The 16646-nt window shown below is 40.0% G+C and carries 17 protein-coding genes, 1 tRNA gene and 1 pseudogene; 8 read left to right on the top strand and 11 right to left on the bottom strand.

Going from position 1 to position 16646, the window contains the following annotated elements:
• From tolA to AC0VZ5_RS06015, 8 genes and pseudogenes are all read right to left on the bottom strand, one after another.
• The gene (tolA, locus tag AC0VZ5_RS06050) at positions 1-906 is read right to left on the bottom strand and encodes a cell envelope integrity protein TolA (RefSeq protein ID WP_138608872.1); all 906 of its coding nucleotides are present in this window, start codon (positions 904-906) and stop codon (positions 1-3) included.
• Positions 907-910: 4 nt separating this feature from the next.
• The gene (gene tolR, locus AC0VZ5_RS06045; RefSeq protein WP_008114139.1) at positions 911-1342 is read right to left on the bottom strand and encodes a protein TolR; all 432 of its coding nucleotides are present in this window, start codon (positions 1340-1342) and stop codon (positions 911-913) included.
• Entirely contained in the window at positions 1329-2033 is a 705-nt protein-coding gene (tolQ, locus tag AC0VZ5_RS06040) for a protein TolQ (RefSeq protein ID WP_008114137.1), read from the bottom strand. Before tolQ ends, tolR begins: the two co-directional genes overlap by 14 nt.
• 891 nt (positions 2034-2924) lie before the next feature.
• A complete protein-coding gene (ruvB, locus tag AC0VZ5_RS06035) occupies positions 2925-3932 on the bottom strand; it encodes a Holliday junction branch migration DNA helicase RuvB (RefSeq protein WP_178955684.1) in 1008 nt (335 codons plus the stop codon).
• 7 nt (positions 3933-3939) lie between these two features.
• Positions 3940-4556, bottom strand: a pseudogene (gene ruvA, locus AC0VZ5_RS06030) (Holliday junction branch migration protein RuvA).
• A 2-nt stretch (positions 4557-4558) separates the two neighbouring features.
• A complete protein-coding gene (ruvC, locus tag AC0VZ5_RS06025) occupies positions 4559-5083 on the bottom strand; it encodes a crossover junction endodeoxyribonuclease RuvC (RefSeq protein ID WP_008114131.1) in 525 nt (174 codons plus the stop codon).
• A gap of 132 nt (positions 5084-5215) precedes the next feature.
• Positions 5216-7717, bottom strand: a complete 2502-nt coding sequence (locus tag AC0VZ5_RS06020; RefSeq protein WP_475474572.1) for an ABC transporter permease — start codon at positions 7715-7717, stop codon at positions 5216-5218.
• The gene (locus AC0VZ5_RS06015) at positions 7707-8420 is read right to left on the bottom strand and encodes an ABC transporter ATP-binding protein (RefSeq protein ID WP_010392805.1); all 714 of its coding nucleotides are present in this window, start codon (positions 8418-8420) and stop codon (positions 7707-7709) included. The genes AC0VZ5_RS06020 and AC0VZ5_RS06015 overlap by 11 nt, the downstream gene beginning before the upstream one ends.
• Here AC0VZ5_RS06015 and AC0VZ5_RS06010 point away from each other — a divergent pair, their 5' ends adjacent.
• Together AC0VZ5_RS06010 and AC0VZ5_RS06005 are read left to right on the top strand one after the other, a co-directional pair.
• Positions 8421-9044 carry an arylesterase gene (locus AC0VZ5_RS06010; RefSeq protein WP_138608868.1) on the top strand — a complete coding sequence of 208 codons (624 nt, stop codon included), beginning with the start codon at positions 8421-8423 and terminating at the stop codon, positions 9042-9044.
• 116 nt (positions 9045-9160) lie between these two features.
• Positions 9161-9237: transfer RNA gene (locus tag AC0VZ5_RS06005), tRNA-Pro, on the top strand.
• A 202-nt stretch (positions 9238-9439) separates the two neighbouring features.
• Here AC0VZ5_RS06005 and AC0VZ5_RS06000 read toward each other — a convergent pair.
• Both AC0VZ5_RS06000 and AC0VZ5_RS05995 read right to left on the bottom strand, forming a co-directional pair.
• The gene (locus AC0VZ5_RS06000; protein WP_475474571.1) at positions 9440-10501 is read right to left on the bottom strand and encodes a replication initiation protein; all 1062 of its coding nucleotides are present in this window, start codon (positions 10499-10501) and stop codon (positions 9440-9442) included.
• Between the two features lie 74 nt (positions 10502-10575).
• Positions 10576-10794 carry a helix-turn-helix domain-containing protein gene (locus AC0VZ5_RS05995; protein WP_404489411.1) on the bottom strand — a complete coding sequence of 73 codons (219 nt, stop codon included), beginning with the start codon at positions 10792-10794 and terminating at the stop codon, positions 10576-10578.
• Between the two features lie 209 nt (positions 10795-11003).
• Between AC0VZ5_RS05995 and AC0VZ5_RS05990 the strand changes: the two genes are divergently transcribed.
• From AC0VZ5_RS05990 to AC0VZ5_RS05980, 3 genes are all read left to right on the top strand, one after another.
• Complete coding sequence (locus AC0VZ5_RS05990; protein ID WP_475474570.1) at positions 11004-11855, top strand: TIGR02391 family protein; 852 nt, start codon at positions 11004-11006, stop codon at positions 11853-11855.
• Between the two features lie 292 nt (positions 11856-12147).
• Positions 12148-12705 carry a Pycsar system effector family protein gene (locus AC0VZ5_RS05985; protein WP_475474569.1) on the top strand — a complete coding sequence of 186 codons (558 nt, stop codon included), beginning with the start codon at positions 12148-12150 and terminating at the stop codon, positions 12703-12705.
• Positions 12706-12722: 17 nt separating this feature from the next.
• On the top strand, positions 12723-13514 hold the full coding sequence (locus AC0VZ5_RS05980) for a hypothetical protein (protein ID WP_475474568.1): 792 nt from the start codon (positions 12723-12725) through the stop codon (positions 13512-13514).
• A 414-nt stretch (positions 13515-13928) separates the two neighbouring features.
• Here AC0VZ5_RS05980 and AC0VZ5_RS05975 read toward each other — a convergent pair whose 3' ends face one another.
• Positions 13929-14126: a hypothetical protein gene (locus AC0VZ5_RS05975; protein ID WP_415186012.1), complete on the bottom strand. Its 198-nt coding sequence runs from the start codon at positions 14124-14126 to the stop codon at positions 13929-13931.
• Positions 14127-14223: 97 nt separating this feature from the next.
• Between AC0VZ5_RS05975 and AC0VZ5_RS05970 the strand changes: the two genes are divergently transcribed.
• The 3 genes from AC0VZ5_RS05970 (at position 14224) to AC0VZ5_RS05960 (ending at position 16586) form a co-directional block, all read left to right on the top strand.
• Complete coding sequence (locus tag AC0VZ5_RS05970; RefSeq protein ID WP_475474567.1) at positions 14224-14505, top strand: helix-turn-helix domain-containing protein; 282 nt, start codon at positions 14224-14226, stop codon at positions 14503-14505.
• 44 nt (positions 14506-14549) lie between these two features.
• A complete protein-coding gene (locus AC0VZ5_RS05965; protein ID WP_475474566.1) occupies positions 14550-15170 on the top strand; it encodes a hypothetical protein in 621 nt (206 codons plus the stop codon).
• 268 nt (positions 15171-15438) lie between these two features.
• A protein-coding gene (locus AC0VZ5_RS05960; RefSeq protein ID WP_475474175.1) for an IS3 family transposase occupies positions 15439-16586 on the top strand; the annotation gives its coding sequence in 2 pieces (ribosomal slippage) (positions 15439-15676 and positions 15676-16586; 1149 coding nt in all).
• Positions 16587-16646 lie beyond the last annotated feature (60 nt).

Raw genomic sequence — 16646 nt, 5'->3', positions numbered from 1 at the left:
TTAAAACTCTGGCGCGATGGTTATATTAATATTCTTTAGTTGCTCGAATACGTCTTTATCTTTAGATACCGGTAATGTGTCGGCCATGCGAACAGCTCTTAATGCAGCCTCACATACTAACTTATCACCACCTAACGATTTAACCTGCGTTACTAGCCCATTAAATCCAAGACGGATGTTAATGCGGCATTGCTGGTTTTTCATTTTTTCATCAATTAATAAGTTTTGTTGAATACGCGCCATAATTAATGCGCGGAATTTATCAACTTCACTCACTACTTGCTGTTGACGTATTTTATTACGTGCCGCCTGCTCTTTGGCAAGCTGCTCTTGCAGCATTTGTTCTTGCAATGCTTGCTGACGTTTACGTTCTGCTTCTTCAGCGCGCTTTTTACGCTCTTGTTCGGCTTTTTTAAGTGCCGCTTCTTCCGCTTTGCGTTTATCGGCAGCCGCTTTTGCTGCGTTTTCAGCTTCTTGCTTTTGCTTTTCGGCTTGCTTCGCTTTTGCTCGCTCGCGTTGTTCTATTTCACGGGCTTTTTTAGCTTGTGCTTGCGCCTCTGCGGTTTCTTTTTCTTTCGCTTTGCGCTGCTGTTCAAGCTTTTTAATGCGTCTTGCTTCAGCTTCACGCTGTTTACGTGCATCGGCAGCTCTGCGTTCTAAATCTCGAATGCGTTTATCTTCAGCACGCTTTTTATCATCTTCTTTCTTTTTAAGCTCAGCTATTTTTTGCTCAACTTGCTTTTGATCAACCGTAACCGCTGAAACCGCTTTCTCTGGTTCAGGAATAGCCGCATTAAGCGTCACTTCCATTACTTTAGGTTTAGGAGGATGAATGTTTGCTGATGCATACAAAAACCCGCCTAACGCTAAATGCAGCAATACTGATTTAATTAATGAACTACTCATACAGTTACTTGGTCCCCTCAAAGGATTCGGTCATTAATCCTACCGACGGTACACCTGCATTTTTTAAAAAGTCCATTAACAGTAACACTTCCTGATACGACACTTTACCCGAGCCTTTGATCATCACAGGCACATCTGGGTTTTTCATTAGTTGTAGCTTAATTACTGCGGCTACATCTAATGCTTCCATCGGCTCCTCAGGATCGGTACCGACACTCACATAATACTTACCATCGGCATCAATAGAAGCAATAATGGGTGGCGTGTCTTTCGTATCGACTAAGTCCGACTCTTCCATTTTTGGCAGGTCTACTTTTACACCATGAGTAATTAACGGCGCAGTGGCCATAAATATAATAAGCAGCACCAACATTACATCAATGTATGGCACTACATTAATTTCTGCGACTGGGCGACGCTTTTTACGCTGGTACATTCGCTTGAGCCTCTATTTGGGTAGCTGCTTGACGGTGTAAGATATTGGCAAATTCTTCCATAAAGTTAATATAGTGAGATTCTAACTTTTCAACTTTGTTAGCAAAGCGGTTGTAAGCAATAACGGCTGGAATTGCCGCAAATAAACCCATTGCTGTAGCAATTAGTGCCTCTGCTATACCAGGAGCAACCATTTGTAAGGTCGCTTGCTTTACCTCACCTAAGGCAATAAAGGCATTCATAATACCCCACACCGTACCAAATAAGCCGATGTAAGGGCTAATTGAACCGACCGTTGCTAAAAACGATAGGCTTGATTCTAGTTTTTCTATTTCGCGAGAAAGCGCAACCCGCATTGAACGGTGTGTGCCTTCCATTACAATGCCCGCACTTTGAAAAGTATTTTTTTTATGACGTGCAAACTCTTTAAAGCCTGAGGTAAATAACGCCTCAATACCAGCAGACTGGCCACCGCGAGAAGAGATTTCGTTATATAGTTTACTTAGGTCAACACCAGACCAAAAACGTTGCTCAAATTTTTTGGCATTTGCTAAGGCGTCAGAGATGGCTTTTTTACGTTGAAAAATAATAGCCCATGACATAACCGACATAGCAACCAACGCTAGCATTACTAATTGCACAAGCAAACTGGCTTCTAGAATTAGATCTAAAAAATTAAGCCCTGATCCCACGTTAAACTCCTAAATAATTAAAAACATCAAATTGATTTATTTGAGTAAGGTAACTTAGCAATACATTAGCCACCATTAAAGTTTTGCTAGTGTATCTAGTGTATTTACTGCTGACAACGATATTGCTGTGAATAGACAACAAAAAACGTTAAAAAAAACAGCTTTACTCAATATTTACTACTTAACTCTTGTTCTACTGTATAAATAAATAACAACAAAGCTTTATGGAAGCGCGCTTAGTTTCACTAAAGAGTGACAAAATGCGCTGTTTATTCAAAATTAATGCATAAGCACTCATAACCAGCACATGCTTACCTTAACGTAATAGTAAAACTAATACCGAACGTTAATATGTTAATATACATAAACAAAGCATTTCATTAACTTATAGAATTAATGATTAATTAACATGCAACAATAAGCAAAAATAAAAAACCGCTGCTATTAGTTTTTTTAATCTGAAAATATAAATTTTCTAGTTTGAACAAATTGTGTCGCTTCGGTATTATTCTCCCATACCGAGCTAGCGCATTAAATGAAAGCTATTTCATTGAATCCAGTTCTTCGTAATATGATTTATTTCGTATTACTTTTTTACTTCTTGGGGTATGACCTCAACAAGTAAAACGTAGTTCCCTAGATTACTTCCTTAAACTTGTTGTTTGCCCGCATTATTTGCGGGCTTTTTTTTGCCCACAATTTATCAAACCATCTCAACTCGGGCTAAATAAGCAGTCGAACAATAGCCTGATATGTCTTAACGCTCTGTGAATTATTGGCAAAGTAAAATACGTAATGTTTGCTCATACAAAAAAGCCACTGTCGTTAAAAAGACAATGGCTTTAGTATTTAACCTAAACTCTGGATAATATATCTATCTCAAGCAGCTAATTAGTCTTGCTTGGGAAGTAAACCAAAATGATGATACGCATTATCCGACACAATTCGTCCTCGCGGCGTGCGCTGAATAAACCCTTGTTGAATTAAAAACGGTTCAATCACATCTTCTATGGTTTCTTTTTCTTCGCCTATGGCAGCGGCTAGGTTGTCAAGGCCAACCGGGCCACCCATAAATTTTTCGATGATGGCGAGTAAATATTTACGGTCCATGTAATCAAAGCCGCTTTTATCAACATCAATCATATCGAGGGCTTGTTGAGCAACCTCGGCATTAACCGTACCATCTGATTTAACTTGGGTGTAATCGCGCACGCGGCGCAATAAACGGTTTGCTATACGCGGTGTGCCACGAGAGCGCTTGGCAATTTCAGCTGCGCCATCGTCACACATTTCTAAATCAAGGTAATGCGCTGAGCGCCCCACTATATGCGACAAATCCTCAACAGAATAAAACTCTAAACGCTGTACAATACCAAAGCGGTCACGCAGTGGTGAGGTTAATGAGCCCGCACGCGTGGTTGCGCCAATTAAGGTAAATGCAGGTAAATCAAGCTTAATAGAGCGTGCTGCAGGCCCCTCACCTATCATTATATCGAGCTGGTAATCTTCCATTGCAGGATAAAGAATTTCTTCTACTTGTGGGCTCAAGCGATGTATTTCATCAATAAACAGTACATCACCTTCTTCAAGATTAGTAAGCAATGCAGCTAAATCGCCGGCTTTTTCAAGTACAGGGCCCGAGGTCGTTTTAATATTTACGCTTAATTCATTTGCTACAATATTAGCAAGCGTGGTTTTACCTAAGCCTGGCGGGCCAAATATTAATAAATGATCCAACGCTTCACTGCGGCTACGCGCAGCTTCAATAAATATTTCCATTTGTTGCTTAACATGCGGCTGACCACGATAATCGGCCAGTAACTTAGGCCTAATAGCACGATCTATGGTGTCTTCATTGGTTTTTTCAGCAGCATCTATTAAGCGATCAGCTTCGATCATAATTTACTCACAGCATTGATTTCAAAGATTCTTTAATTAGAACCTCAGTCGACATATCGGGTTTGCTTACTGATTTTACTGCTTTTTGCGCTTGTGGCAATTTATAACCGAGCGCCACTAACGCCGAAACCGCATCATCGGCCGCATTATTAGCTATAGTTGCATCGCTCGCAGGCTCTATTACAGCGCTGTCGCTAAATGGAGTAAATAAGTCGTTGCCCCAATTTTTTAATCGGTCTTTCATTTCGAGCACTAAGCGCTCGGCGGTTTTTTTACCTACCCTGGCAGTTTAACCAAGGCCGTAGCGTCTTCATTATTTACGCAACTTACAAACTGCTGCGCCGACATACCCGACAAAATAGCTAAACCCAATTTAGGTCCTACGCCATTGGCTTTTAACAGCTCTCGAAATAAGGCTCGTTCGGTTTTATTATTAAAGCCAAACAATAACTGTGCGTCTTCGCGTACTACAAAGTGAGTGTACACAATGGCGTTGTCGCCCACTTTGGGTAAATCATAAAAACAGGTCATTGGCATTTGTACTTCGTAGCCAACGCCACTCACTTCTAATAATATTTCTGGGGGCTGTTTTTCAACTAACACGCCGTTTAAGCGACCTATCATTGTTATTTCCTTAGACGTCCTCTAACGGTTTTGCTTGCGCTACCCGCTAGTTTTATTAAATTTTGTTCAGAGTGAGCATGGCAAATTGCAATCGCGAGTGCATCTGCTGCATCGGCTTGCGGCGTACCTGGCAGTTTAAGTATATTTTTAACCATATGTTGCACTTGCGATTTATCTGCTCCACCGTTACCCACCACGGCTTGCTTTATTTGCCGTGCGGAGTATTCAAACACCGGTAAGTCGGCCATAGAGGCCCCCACAATGGCAGCACCACGGGCTTGCCCAAGCTTTAAAGCAGAATCGGGGTTATGTGCCATAAATACTTTTTCTATGGCAAAGGTTTCAGGCGAAAACTGCTCTATAAGCTGCGTAATACCTTGGTATATCATTTTAAGTCGGGTGGGAAAGTCATGATCGGCTAATTTAATACAGCCACTGCCTAAGTATGTAAACTTAGCACCTTGGTGCGCAACCACACCGTAACCCGTTAAACGCGAGCCCGGATCGATCCCTAAAATAATGGCCAAACAGCACTCTCATTATTGTTATTTATTAATAATGCTAATAATGCCAGAGCACTGTATAAATTACCAGTACCAAGCCAAAACAAAAATGCCTACTTAAAAAGTAGGCATTTAAACGCTATTTGGCCAAAAAGTTTACGCCAATGCGCGCACTAAGCCTTGGGTGTTTTGTTTGAGCGTACGGGCAATCATAAAATAACCTAAACCTGCTACAAACACGCCACCAGCAACGGGGCCAATAATCCAAATATTTGGATGCAGCTTACCCGCCAAATCAAACATTTGCTGCTGCACTATTAACAGTGCTATATCACTGAAAAATGCAGCGACCAGTCCGGCTAAACCGCCCAGTAATAAAAACTCATACAAAGTAGCGTTTTTTATTAATCTACCTTTAGCGCCTAGCGTACGTAATATCACAATTTCTTGCATCCGCTCACCTAAGCTTGCTTGCACCTGCGATATAAGTACCAGTGCACCACATAGCACCACAATAGCGAGTACAAAACCAATAGCTAACGACACTTGTTCAATAGTCGATTGTATTTGCTTAACAAAGTTATCTACATCAATTGCTGTAATAGTGGGGTATGTACGTAATAACTGGCTAAAGTCGCGCTTTTGCTCAGGTTCAATGCGTACCGATGAAATATAGGTTGCCGGAAAGTCGCTAAGTACATCTGGGCTTAAAATAATAAAAAAGTTAGGCTTGAGTGTGGCCCAATTTACTTTTCGCACACTGGTTATTTTAGCGTCGAACGACTGCGCACCGATTAAAAAAGTAAGAGTATCGCCTAATTTAACATCGAGGCGCTGCATCATCGACTCTTCCAGTGAGGCCTCGGCAACGGCGTCATCGCCAAACCACTGGCCATCGATAATGTCATTTTGCGAAGGGACTTCTTCAAGCCAGGTTAAATTGAGCTCGCGCCCAATGCCTGAGCGGGCTTCTTCGTCTTTTTTCTCGTTATCTTGCAGTGACACTTCACGCGCAACCGCTTCACCGTTGACGGCATTTACGCGACCACGAATAGTTGGGTAAAACTCCGACACTTGAATACCCTTTTGCGCCAAGTATTCGTTTACCGGGTCCAACTCATTTTGCGTAATATTAACTAAAAAGGCATTAGGTGCATCGCTTGGTAATTGTGACTGCCAATCAGAAATAATATCGTTTTTAAGCACAATTAAAAATAACAGTAATTTAATCGCTAACGAAAAGCTAATTAACTGCACTGCATTAACATTGGCGCGCTTTTGAATAGACGCAATAGCCAAAGACCAGCTGTTACCCGGCTTTAAGCCAAGCTTGCGGCCACCGCCAAATATTAACTTAGAGATTAAAAATAACACCAAAATAAGCGCAAGCGTTGAGACAAACAAAATAAGCGTAATTTTAATGTTATTGCTAAATAACCACATTAATAAAAACACGGTGAGTGCGCTCAGCCCTAAATGAATTTTACTTACCGCTAGTCGATCGCCTAAATTACGTCGAAGTACTCTAAGCGGTGGAATATCAAATAAATCTAAAAGTGGCTTAATAGAGAACATAACTGCACAAATTACTCCGGTGCTAATCGCCACCAGCCAAGGTTTAAAACCAGCCATGGGCAGTTCGGTGCCCATACTTTTAGCTAAATAACCGGTAGCCACCTCTTGCAAGCCATAGCCAATAGCTAGGCCAACAACCACCGCCATGGTACACACTAATAATAAGTGCATAAGGTAGATTTTGCGGATCATCTCGCGGCTGCCACCTAAGGTTTTCATCATCGCGACAGGGTCGTATTGACGCTCACAATAGCGCTTAGCCGATACTGCAATAGCAACCGCGGCTAAAATAATCCCTAGCAAACCGGCTAATAACAAAAAGCTTTCAGCTCTATTTAAGCTATTTGAAATAGGCGATTGACGGTCTTTAACACCATACCAATTTTGGTTTTCTTTAAGTTGCGGTTTTAGCCAATCGTAAAAACTATTTATGTCGCTTTCATCACCTGCATACAACTGGCGGTAAAATACACGGCTACCGGGCTGTATTACTTCAGTTTTTGGTACGTCGTCAATATTAATAAGTACCCTGCGGCTGCTAGAGAACACATTAAACGGCGCATCGGGTTCTTCAACAATCACCTTTTCCACATTGAATAACGCGGCACCTAGCTCAACTTGGTCGCCTACGTTTATACTTAAACTATAAAAAACCGATTCACTTAACCACACGTTACCGGGGGTTGGTGCACCCGGGGCAACTTCTGTTTCGGCGTTTAAGCCCGACTTAACCTTTAACTGGCCTTTAAGCGGGTAACTGTTTGACGCAGCTTTTACTGAGCTAAATTGCATTTCATCGTTTGCAAACAGCATAGTGTCAAAATACACCATTTGCGCTGTTTTGAGGTTTTGCTGTTTGGCTTGAGTAATATAAGCGGTATCTATAGCATGGTTGCTGGCCAATACCCTATCAGCGGCAATAAAGGCACTGCTTTTTTGGGCAATACTTTGTGCAATTCGCTCGGTCACCATAGATAAAGTAAGCACGGTTAATACCGCTAAAGCGATGGCAGCACTTATCACGGTTAGTTCACCACGGCGAAACTCTCGAGAAAATAGTTTAAGTGCTAATTTAGCCCACATTTGCCATTTCCTCAGTTGAATTGTGAACCAGCTCACCGGCTTCAATCTGAATAATACGTTCACACTTTTGCGCCAGTGCTTCATCATGGGTAACTAAAATAAGCGTTGTGCCATTTTGCTTATTTAAATCAAATAATAATGACTCAATCATATGGCCATTTTTGCTATCTAGGTTAGCTGATGGCTCGTCGGCAAACAGTATTTTAGGCGAACCCACAAATGCACGAGCAATCGCAACTCGTTGTTGCTCACCACCAGATAACTGCGACGGGTAATGATCAATACGATGGCTCAAGCCAACTTTTTCAAGTAACGCGAGCGCCTGCTCTTTAGCGTCGTGTTCGCCTGCAAGCTCAGCAGGCAGCATCACATTCTCAAGTGCGGTTAAACTTTGCACCAACATAAAAGACTGAAATACAAAACCGACTTTAGCGGCTCTCAGTGCTGCACGCGCTTCTTCATCTAACTTGTGCAAAGGCTCACCATCTAACATTACCTCGCCACTGCTGGCGGTATCAAGCCCTGCTAGCAAGCTCAATAATGTAGATTTACCAGAGCCCGACGTGCCCACTACGGCAACAGACTCGCCATGCTTGACATTAAAGCTGATGTCGCTGAGGATGGACAACTCACCTTCAAAGGTGGAAACCACTTTAGACAAACCATTTACTTGAATTATATTTAATTGAGAAAGCGCTGACATATGACTCATTCAATCCTACGTTGTGTATTCATTTTATTTTTAGTTATTAACCCACTACACGCGGCAGCTAACAACACGATTTTAATACTTGGTGACAGTTTAAGCGCAGCCTATGGCTTAAAACAAGAACAAGGCTGGGTGCAATTGTTACAAGATAAATACGATGCCGAGCAACGCCCTATCAACTTAGTAAATGCCAGTATTAGCGGCGAAACCACCGGCGGTGCATTGCGCCGATTAGACGCGCTACTTGAGCAATATCAACCCACTCACGTACTTATTGAGCTCGGTGCTAATGACGGCCTGCGCGGTTTTCCAATCACTAAAATGCAAACTAACTTAACCGCTTTAATTGAAAAAAGCCAAGCTGCAGATGCACAAACCGCACTTATGGAAATATATATTCCACCTAACTATGGCCCACGATACAGTAAAATGTTCACCGATAGCTTTACCAGTGTTAGTGAAGCCACTAACTCGCATTTAATGCCGTTTTTTATACTTAAAGTAGCAGGAAAAAACGAGCTAATGCAAAACGATAACTTACACCCTAACAAAACTGCACAACCAATACTACGAGATGAAATGTATAACACGATCAACCAGTGGTTAAATAAAGACTAGGGCCGTAAAGAGTCTCCTGCGCAAGTCCTTAAAACTAAGCGCTTGCGCAATAAACATCCAAACAAACAAAAGCTTATTGATTTTTTTATAAATACACGTACTATTGCTATCGAAGTCGGTATGTGGCGCAGCTTGGTAGCGCACTGTCATGGGGTGGCAGGGGTCGAGAGTTCGAATCTCTCCATACCGACCATTTAATTACTATTTAATTCAAAAATTTAGCTAAACACACATTTTTTAATGTAGCACTAAATATTAGTCAATTTTATTTATGTGTAGCATATATGTAGCTTACTCTACTTATACATTTAAGAGCTAAAGATATAATAACCATCACTCCCTTTAAGTTATTTACCTTGACCTCTAATACCCTGAGGGGAAGCATAATTAACATCCTAAATTAGTTGTTTATACTTCGCTACCGTTTGTCGAGTAAGCCCTGTTTCGTTTGCTATATTCTTTTGAGTGAGTTTCAGGCCTGTGTCCTTTAACTTCCTGATTGCTTGCTTTATTAACTCTTCAGATGTCTTACGTCTTTTTTGATGGGTATATCGTGCACCTTCACGTTGAGCAAGTGCTATTGATTGAATAGGTATTTGATACAACCACGTTCCCGCTACCCCTCGATTGTGGTTTGGATAGTATTTTTGCCAAGTCCAAGAAGCTACACTTTTAGTGATCGACTGCAATTCTTTATACTTCAATGGATATTCTTTTTTTAAACCAAATCCATCAAAATTATTTATGCTTTCAGAAACCTCAAATAGATGTTTTTGCCAGTCCTCAAATCGCCAATTTTCTCTGGCATAGTTAATTCTTTTATACGCGATAAAGCGTAATTGGTGAAACAAGTAGCAATTACGAGAATTAGCGACACTATTCCAATCGAACCCATGACCATACTCTCTCTTAGGCTTGTATAAAAAGTCATTAAGTTCATTTAGGCTGTATTCATGCGCGTGTAAATAAGTAGTTTTCCAATGTGGATGAAGCGGATTTTTACATAAAGGCCCTGTGTAATCCTCATCAGCACCAAGTTTGACTCGCATACCTTGGTCTACATACTTCAGGAACGCGATAGGTTTTCGCCTACCTCTAAGACTCGTTGTAACGCCCTGAATGGCGTAAAGCAGATGTGCTCCTCCTTCTGTTTTGCCTAATTTACTTATAGATGGACCACTAATAATTATATTTGGAACTGGAAGTAGGTTGTCTTCCCAAGAAAATGCTGATTCGTCATCGATATCAAAAATCAACCAATATTGAATGACTCTTGGGTTAACTTGAACATGGAGGTACTCATCCAAAGCTATCTCACCATAACGGTAGCGCCCCATTGTAATGTCTTCATTTGTGCATAATGTTCTTGGTGGAGTTGTTTTATAAAGTCGTTCAATAAGCTGCTCCCGCACACACCTTGGCGCAGCTGAAACTAGCTGTTTAGCAGTATTTGTCATAAAATATCCGTGTTGAAGTAAATTCGACACGGCAGGCGGATAGTTTGGTCGCTTACGCCTGCCGTTTTCGCAAGTTAAGCAACTTCGCCGTACTTTCTAAGCCAAGCTTCTAATGTTGACTCTTCAAAAAGCAATTTTCCGCCAATTTTTATAGCCTCAGGTGCAATTTTTCTCGCAAGATAATGATCACCTTGTATGAGAGCAGCCTTTCGTCTATTTCGGATATTATATAAATGCTGTTCTGAACAGTTTAAAAACTTCGCAGCTTCTCTTGTGGTAAAAAATGTGGACATGAGCCCTCCTAACTAACCAAACCTGTTAAATACGTATCGACCGTGCTTTTTTATAAAAGCCGTTTATGTCCTCTTTACGTGTAACAGGCAGCTCACTAGAAGCGCCTTTTTTGACACTGGATTAATCCAGTAAATTTAGGTTAAGCTATGAGTAGCTAAAAGTAAAGTGGGTTGTTAATTAGGCTGCTGTAAAATAGGGATAAAAGATTATGATGACAAAGTTGGCAGGAATAGAGTATCGAGGTACAGCTGGTATTTCACAACACTGTGTTGATGCTGTAGTTGAGTTGATTCATTTCGGCCGAAAAATCAATACAGTCAAAATATTAACCAGCGGCAGTGACGATAGCTGTAGTCATGCTTTATTACTGAATGTCGATGTTGACGTAAATATTGCGATAAAATCAGGATTTGCATCTGGCTACTTGGGTGAGGGGCCAAGATCTTTTGCCTATATTTTATCATTACTCAGAAAGTTCGCTGATGACATTGGTGAATATAGAGTTTCCAAAGACTTTATAAGACGAATAAATAACTCTGCTCTAACACTACAAGATTTGGAGTGGCTTCTAGATCAAGAACCAGTTAGACCTCAGCAGTGGTACGACTATATCCATGACCATCGCCATAACAACGCTTCTTGGATAGAAGGTTTTCCAGCAGAAATCCCGCTTTCTCTAATAGATAAGCGGCTATTTGAAGTTGCGATACCATTCAAGGAAAACCCTGATAACGCACTAATGATAGGGTACAGGCTGCTAGAGCGTTTAGTTAAAGAGAAATCAGGGCTAACTAAAGAAACAGGTGCAAAGCTCTTCTCAAAAGCATTTACTGGTGAGAATGCACCGCTATATTGGGATGATTTGGATGGCAGTGAGAGTACTGGCCGTACAAATATGTACTCAAGCATATTTATGGCCTTTCGTAATCGCCGAGCCCATCAACAGCTAAAAAGTGACATTCATGATGATATAAGAGAGTTTTTGTTGTTGAATCAACTCTTTGTCTTAGAACAATCAACCAAAGTTAGAAAAGTTGAATATTTAGGAACTCAAACCTGATCTGAAAGTTTCAACTAATAAGTTTAGAATTTAACTGTCAGACAGATAAAAGCGGAAAGGCGACAACGTTACAACTTGCATCAGTGTGTAAATGCAAGATATGAGCCCCATTTACTATTAAACCAAACTCGCAACCAAAGTGTTCATCAAGCGCTTATCCTAGCCAGAAAGACAACTAACAAACTTTATGATGAATTAGTTAGCATATTAGATGATGCGTTGAATAAGTAAAAGAGAGGCTACTTTTTAAGTGGCTTTTTTTGTTATCATAATCTTTTTAAAGGAATAACTTATGGCTAATGAAAGTGTAAATCTTCAACATGACTTCTTATATAAAGTGATTAATGACACGCAAACAACTATTAGGGCTTTAGATGTAAAGCTTGGATTTTTATTTGCCTTTTACTGCGCCCCACTGATTGGATGGAAGGTGGCATTAGAAGTATTAGACTCTATTGAGTACTGCATTTTAAAAGTTTTACTGTCAGTTGTTCTTTTATTTTGGTTGTTTGGCCTCTATTCTCTATTTTTGGCTTTAAGACCTATCCATAACTCCAATATACTAGTTAATGATAATACTGTGAAAGGTATAGCTTACAACAGTCATCTTTTTGATAGTAATGAGCTTGATCATTTATTTAACACTCCAATCGAACCAAAAGTAGATATTGATTCATATGTCAAAGATTTGCCCAGCTCAGAAATATTAAAAAAAGAGCTTGCTTATGATTTGTATAAGCTCGTTTTTATTCGTGATGTTAAAATACTAAGAGTGAAAAATGTTTTATCTTGCGCGTTCACTTCAATAATAATATTTGTGTTTTTGACAATAATTAACCACTTATTATAGGAAAAGGAAGTTTATAAATGACAACATTGGCAGAGAAAGTCGAAGAGGCTATCGAAAAAGCTCTTCAGAGGGCAGAAAGTAATTGGAAAGAAAGTGGCTCGGCTTTTGATGAGCTTATGTTTGAGGGATTTGAGAGCGAATCAGTTGTTAGAAAAGGTAATGTTGCTTCACGAAAAAAATCTCTTACTGATTTCTTTCCAGATGATTTTAATAGTAGTGAAGAACGTGACTTGGTCTGTATTTCAGCTGATTTGAGAGACTCTACAAAAAGAATAAAAACGCACTTTAATGATCTAGGGAATTATCAAAATAAATTCCAGAGAGCTTATTACATTACGAGTGCGTTACTTCCAAGCTTAGAGGTGGTAATTAATCATTATGATGGTTTTGTAAGTGAATTCCTTGGTGATGGTGTGCTGGGCTTTTTTGATGCAAAAAAACAAAAGTTAGACGCAATTAGAAATAGTGGTCTGGCATCAAAATATATTGTTCAAAGCCTTAGTCCGATGCTAGAGAAAAGACTACAAGAATATTATAAAGAAGAGATTATGCAGATTGGTGTTGGGTTAGCTATGAGTCCAACATTATTATCGAAGGTGGGTTTAGGCAGCGGAGCTGAAATAAAAGCCTTTGGCCCATGTGTTTATGACGCTTCAAAATTAAATTATGGCCGAAATGAAGTGTTAGTAGAAAGCAGTTTGCGGGCAGAGTGGCCTATAGCTACTAATGGTAATGGGGGCTTGAGTTTCAAGCGTATTAATTCCGGAAAAGGTGATCTTAACTACTACAGAATGATACCTAATTCATAAACTTTTCATGTAACTTGTAAGGGAGCAGTTGCGTTAGGCTATGTATGACCTATGATCCGTTTTCGTTAACACAATATTTGAAGATTTACCGTGATGTAGGAGCGCTGTGAGAGTCAGAAGGCAAGCGACAGGACCTCTTTGGTTGCTGTCGCCAATGCGACAATAAGTAAATTAGAAGACTGTTTTACATCTATTTCGCAAATCTAATCATGTTGATACCATGGTTTCAAATACAGCGTTGAAGATCCACTTCTAACACTTTCGCGACTTCCAGATTAGATAAAATCTGCAATTTTCATATCTGACAGTTCAAGTTAAGCGCTCTCTATGAAAGCGCTACGCAGTTGTAAGCTGCGTATCCCAGCGCAACACTGTAAAAACCCAACTCCACACTGACACTAATAATCTCGTAAATCAATAATAAAACTCCCCCCTATCATCAGCTTCCCGTGCTTCTTGCTCAGTATATTCGTCGCCAAAGAAGTTAACGTTACCTGTCCCGTCATTATGTTCATCAATGAACTTATCTTGCTCGGTCTTTTTATTTTCTGTGTCCTCGAATAACACGTCAAGCGCAACAAGCGCGGTTACTTTAAGTGCTTTAAGTAGCATTAGCTTATCTCCAAAATTTAAAACTAAGAAATCCTTAGTATCCACAATCAATTAAAGCTAAGAAACTCTTAGTTTTCAAGTGAAGATTATCAAAATAATGAAAACAAATGATGGTTCGCCTTTTCCGAAGAGGCTAAAGGAAGCAAGATTGCGAAAAGGCCTTTCTCAAAAACAGCTTGGTATACTTGCAGGTGTTGACCCCTCTTCGGCTTCACCGAGAATGAATCAATATGAAAAAGGTGTGCATACACCTGATTTTCAGATGGTAAGAGCATTAGCTAAAGTACTCGAAGTACCTACCGCTTTCTTGTTTTGTGAGGAAGATGCGCTTGCAGATCAAATAATTGAATATAAAAGTAAACAGTGCCAACGTCCTTAAAGTTAGATAAACAACAGCTTTCGAGTCTTCACAAGGAGATAAATTTGAATCAATACCTAACTTGCTTATTAAGTGCAATTAAAATAGATATCAATCATTTGACAAGTATTTATTTAACAAAAGAACAGCAAAAAACATTAAATCAAACGCTTACCTCTAAAGAAGATTTTGAGCGTGATTTCTACACCGATTCGCTAGGAGCTAATTTAGAGTGCCTTTTATTCTTCCTCACTAAACATAAAGACCAAATTAAAAAAATCATGGAGGGTAAGGGAACTAGCCAAGATTATGAAGATTTATACAAATCACCAATAATTTCAGGAAACTATGATTGTTTTCGCTTCAACCTCATTAATTTCACTAAGACGTATAAATCAACTAACCAACCTATAACGTTATATCGAATAGGCAGAGATGGTGAATCTACAGATAGCTTAGGAAGCTCATGGTCTACAAACATTGAAGGCTTAAAAGCTTACTATCAAGCTTCAGGTCTCTCAGAAGCCGAAATAATGCGTAGGCCTGTATTCTCAGCAACAGTTAATGACTCTGAGGTATTATTTAAGGGAAGCAACCAAGAGTGTGAACTTGTATTAAAGCCCGGATTTAAGTGTACTGAGGTAACAGCATTAGACGCTGAAGCGAAGAAAATGCTCTTCAATTAGATAAGCTAAGTCCCTCGAAGCTTCCTGGCTTAATACTCTTTAGGTCCACAACACCAAACAACACTAAAAAAAACTCCCGAAGTGAGTAAGTTGCCGACGCTCACAGGAACGATCTTTTCAATCCAATGTTCGATTACATACTAAGTTTAATTAGTTTGTAGATCTACAAATTTACAAAAACCAAGCCCTTTTTAACTGAGGCATGGACTTCCCATAGTTTGCTAGACACCCAATAAGTTACATTGTAACTTCTAATAAGAGGTGTTTTATGAGCAAAGGTAAACGGTATACCCAAGAGTTTAAAGAAGCGGCTGTTAAACAAATTACTGAGCGCGGATATTCAGTTGCAGAAGTCGCTGAACGGTTAGATATTTCTACTAAAACGCTATATCACTGGCGAAGCCAATTATCAGATAAACCTAAATCCGTTCAACCATCCGATGAAAAATTAAAGATCGCTAAATTAGAAGCGCAATTGAAACGTGTCACGGAGGAACGGGATATTTTAAAAAAGGCCGCAAGGTACTTTGCCAGCAACCCCGAGTAAAGTACGGCTTCATTCGTGATCATCAAAGTGAGTTTTCCATTACGACGATGTGCCGCCTTTTTAAGCTGCATCGCAGTGGTTTTTATGCGTGGTTGAAAAAGCCTTTAAGCAATAGAACGCTTGAAGATAATCGTTTGTTGAAGCTCATTAAAGAGTTTTATGTAGCCAGTGGTGGCACGTATGGTAGCCCTTGGATACATGCAGACTTACGTGAAGCCGGTGAGCAATGCAGCGTAAATCGTGTCGCTAAGATCATGCGACAACATAAGCTTAAAGCACAAATTGGGTATAAGCGTCGCCATATTAAAGGCGGTAAGACATCGCGGATTGCAGATAACTTATTAGCGCGTCAATTTAACCCACCTGCGCCGAATCAATCATGGGTGAGCGACATAACTTACATAAGAACTTATGAAGGTTTTTTATATGTGGCAACAGTAATGGATTTATTCTCTAGGCGTATTGTGGGTTGGTCGATGGATAAAAATATGGATAAGCGCCTTGTTATAAACGCACTGCTGATGGCTGTATATCAACGTCAACCGAAGGCTGAGGTAATGGTGCATAGTGATCAAGGTAGTCAATACAGTAGCGCTGACTATCTCGCATTTATGAAAGAACATAATCTTGTGCCGTCGATGAGCCGTGCTGGGAACTGTCATGATAATGCGGTTGCTGAAAGCTTTTTTGCGACAATTAAAAAGCGAATAGTTAAGCGTAAGATATACTCGACACGCGAAGATGCGAAAGGTGAGATATTCAATTTTATAGAAATGTTTTACAATCCAAAAAAGCGCCACTCACATACAGGCGGTGTTTCACCTGCTAAGTTTGAAGAAGCGTATTATTCTGAATTAAAAACTGTCTAGTGAAAGCTGGGAAGTCCAGCATCATGAGCAAATGCCTCCTCTTTTAAAAGGGGTTACTCC

This window comes from Pseudoalteromonas sp. QJM3NY_12 (genome assembly GCF_056173165.1).
The sequence above is the reverse complement of the archived record's forward strand: the minus strand, read 5'-3'. Positions and strand labels throughout refer to the sequence as shown.

Bases quoted from the DNA above. Each gene is read 5' to 3' on its own strand.
- ruvB (WP_178955684.1), bottom strand. From the start codon at position 3,932: ATGATCGAAGCTGATCGCTTAATAGATGCTGCTGAAAAAACCAATGAA.
- AC0VZ5_RS05980 (WP_475474568.1), top strand. From the start codon at position 12,723: ATGACAACATTGGCAGAGAAAGTCGAAGAGGCTATCGAAAAAGCTCTT.
- AC0VZ5_RS05990 (WP_475474570.1), top strand. From the start codon at position 11,004: ATGATGACAAAGTTGGCAGGAATAGAGTATCGAGGTACAGCTGGTATT.
- AC0VZ5_RS06010 (WP_138608868.1), top strand. From the start codon at position 8,421: ATGACTCATTCAATCCTACGTTGTGTATTCATTTTATTTTTAGTTATT.
- tolR (WP_008114139.1), bottom strand. From the start codon at position 1,342: ATGTACCAGCGTAAAAAGCGTCGCCCAGTCGCAGAAATTAATGTAGTG.
- AC0VZ5_RS05995 (WP_404489411.1), bottom strand. From the start codon at position 10,794: ATGTCCACATTTTTTACCACAAGAGAAGCTGCGAAGTTTTTAAACTGT.
- AC0VZ5_RS06015 (WP_010392805.1), bottom strand. From the start codon at position 8,420: ATGTCAGCGCTTTCTCAATTAAATATAATTCAAGTAAATGGTTTGTCT.
- AC0VZ5_RS05970 (WP_475474567.1), top strand. From the start codon at position 14,224: ATGAAAACAAATGATGGTTCGCCTTTTCCGAAGAGGCTAAAGGAAGCA.
- AC0VZ5_RS05985 (WP_475474569.1), top strand. From the start codon at position 12,148: ATGGCTAATGAAAGTGTAAATCTTCAACATGACTTCTTATATAAAGTG.
- AC0VZ5_RS06000 (WP_475474571.1), bottom strand. From the start codon at position 10,501: ATGACAAATACTGCTAAACAGCTAGTTTCAGCTGCGCCAAGGTGTGTG.
- tolA (WP_138608872.1), bottom strand. From the start codon at position 906: ATGAGTAGTTCATTAATTAAATCAGTATTGCTGCATTTAGCGTTAGGC.
- AC0VZ5_RS06020 (WP_475474572.1), bottom strand. From the start codon at position 7,717: ATGTGGGCTAAATTAGCACTTAAACTATTTTCTCGAGAGTTTCGCCGT.
- AC0VZ5_RS05975 (WP_415186012.1), bottom strand. From the start codon at position 14,126: ATGCTACTTAAAGCACTTAAAGTAACCGCGCTTGTTGCGCTTGACGTG.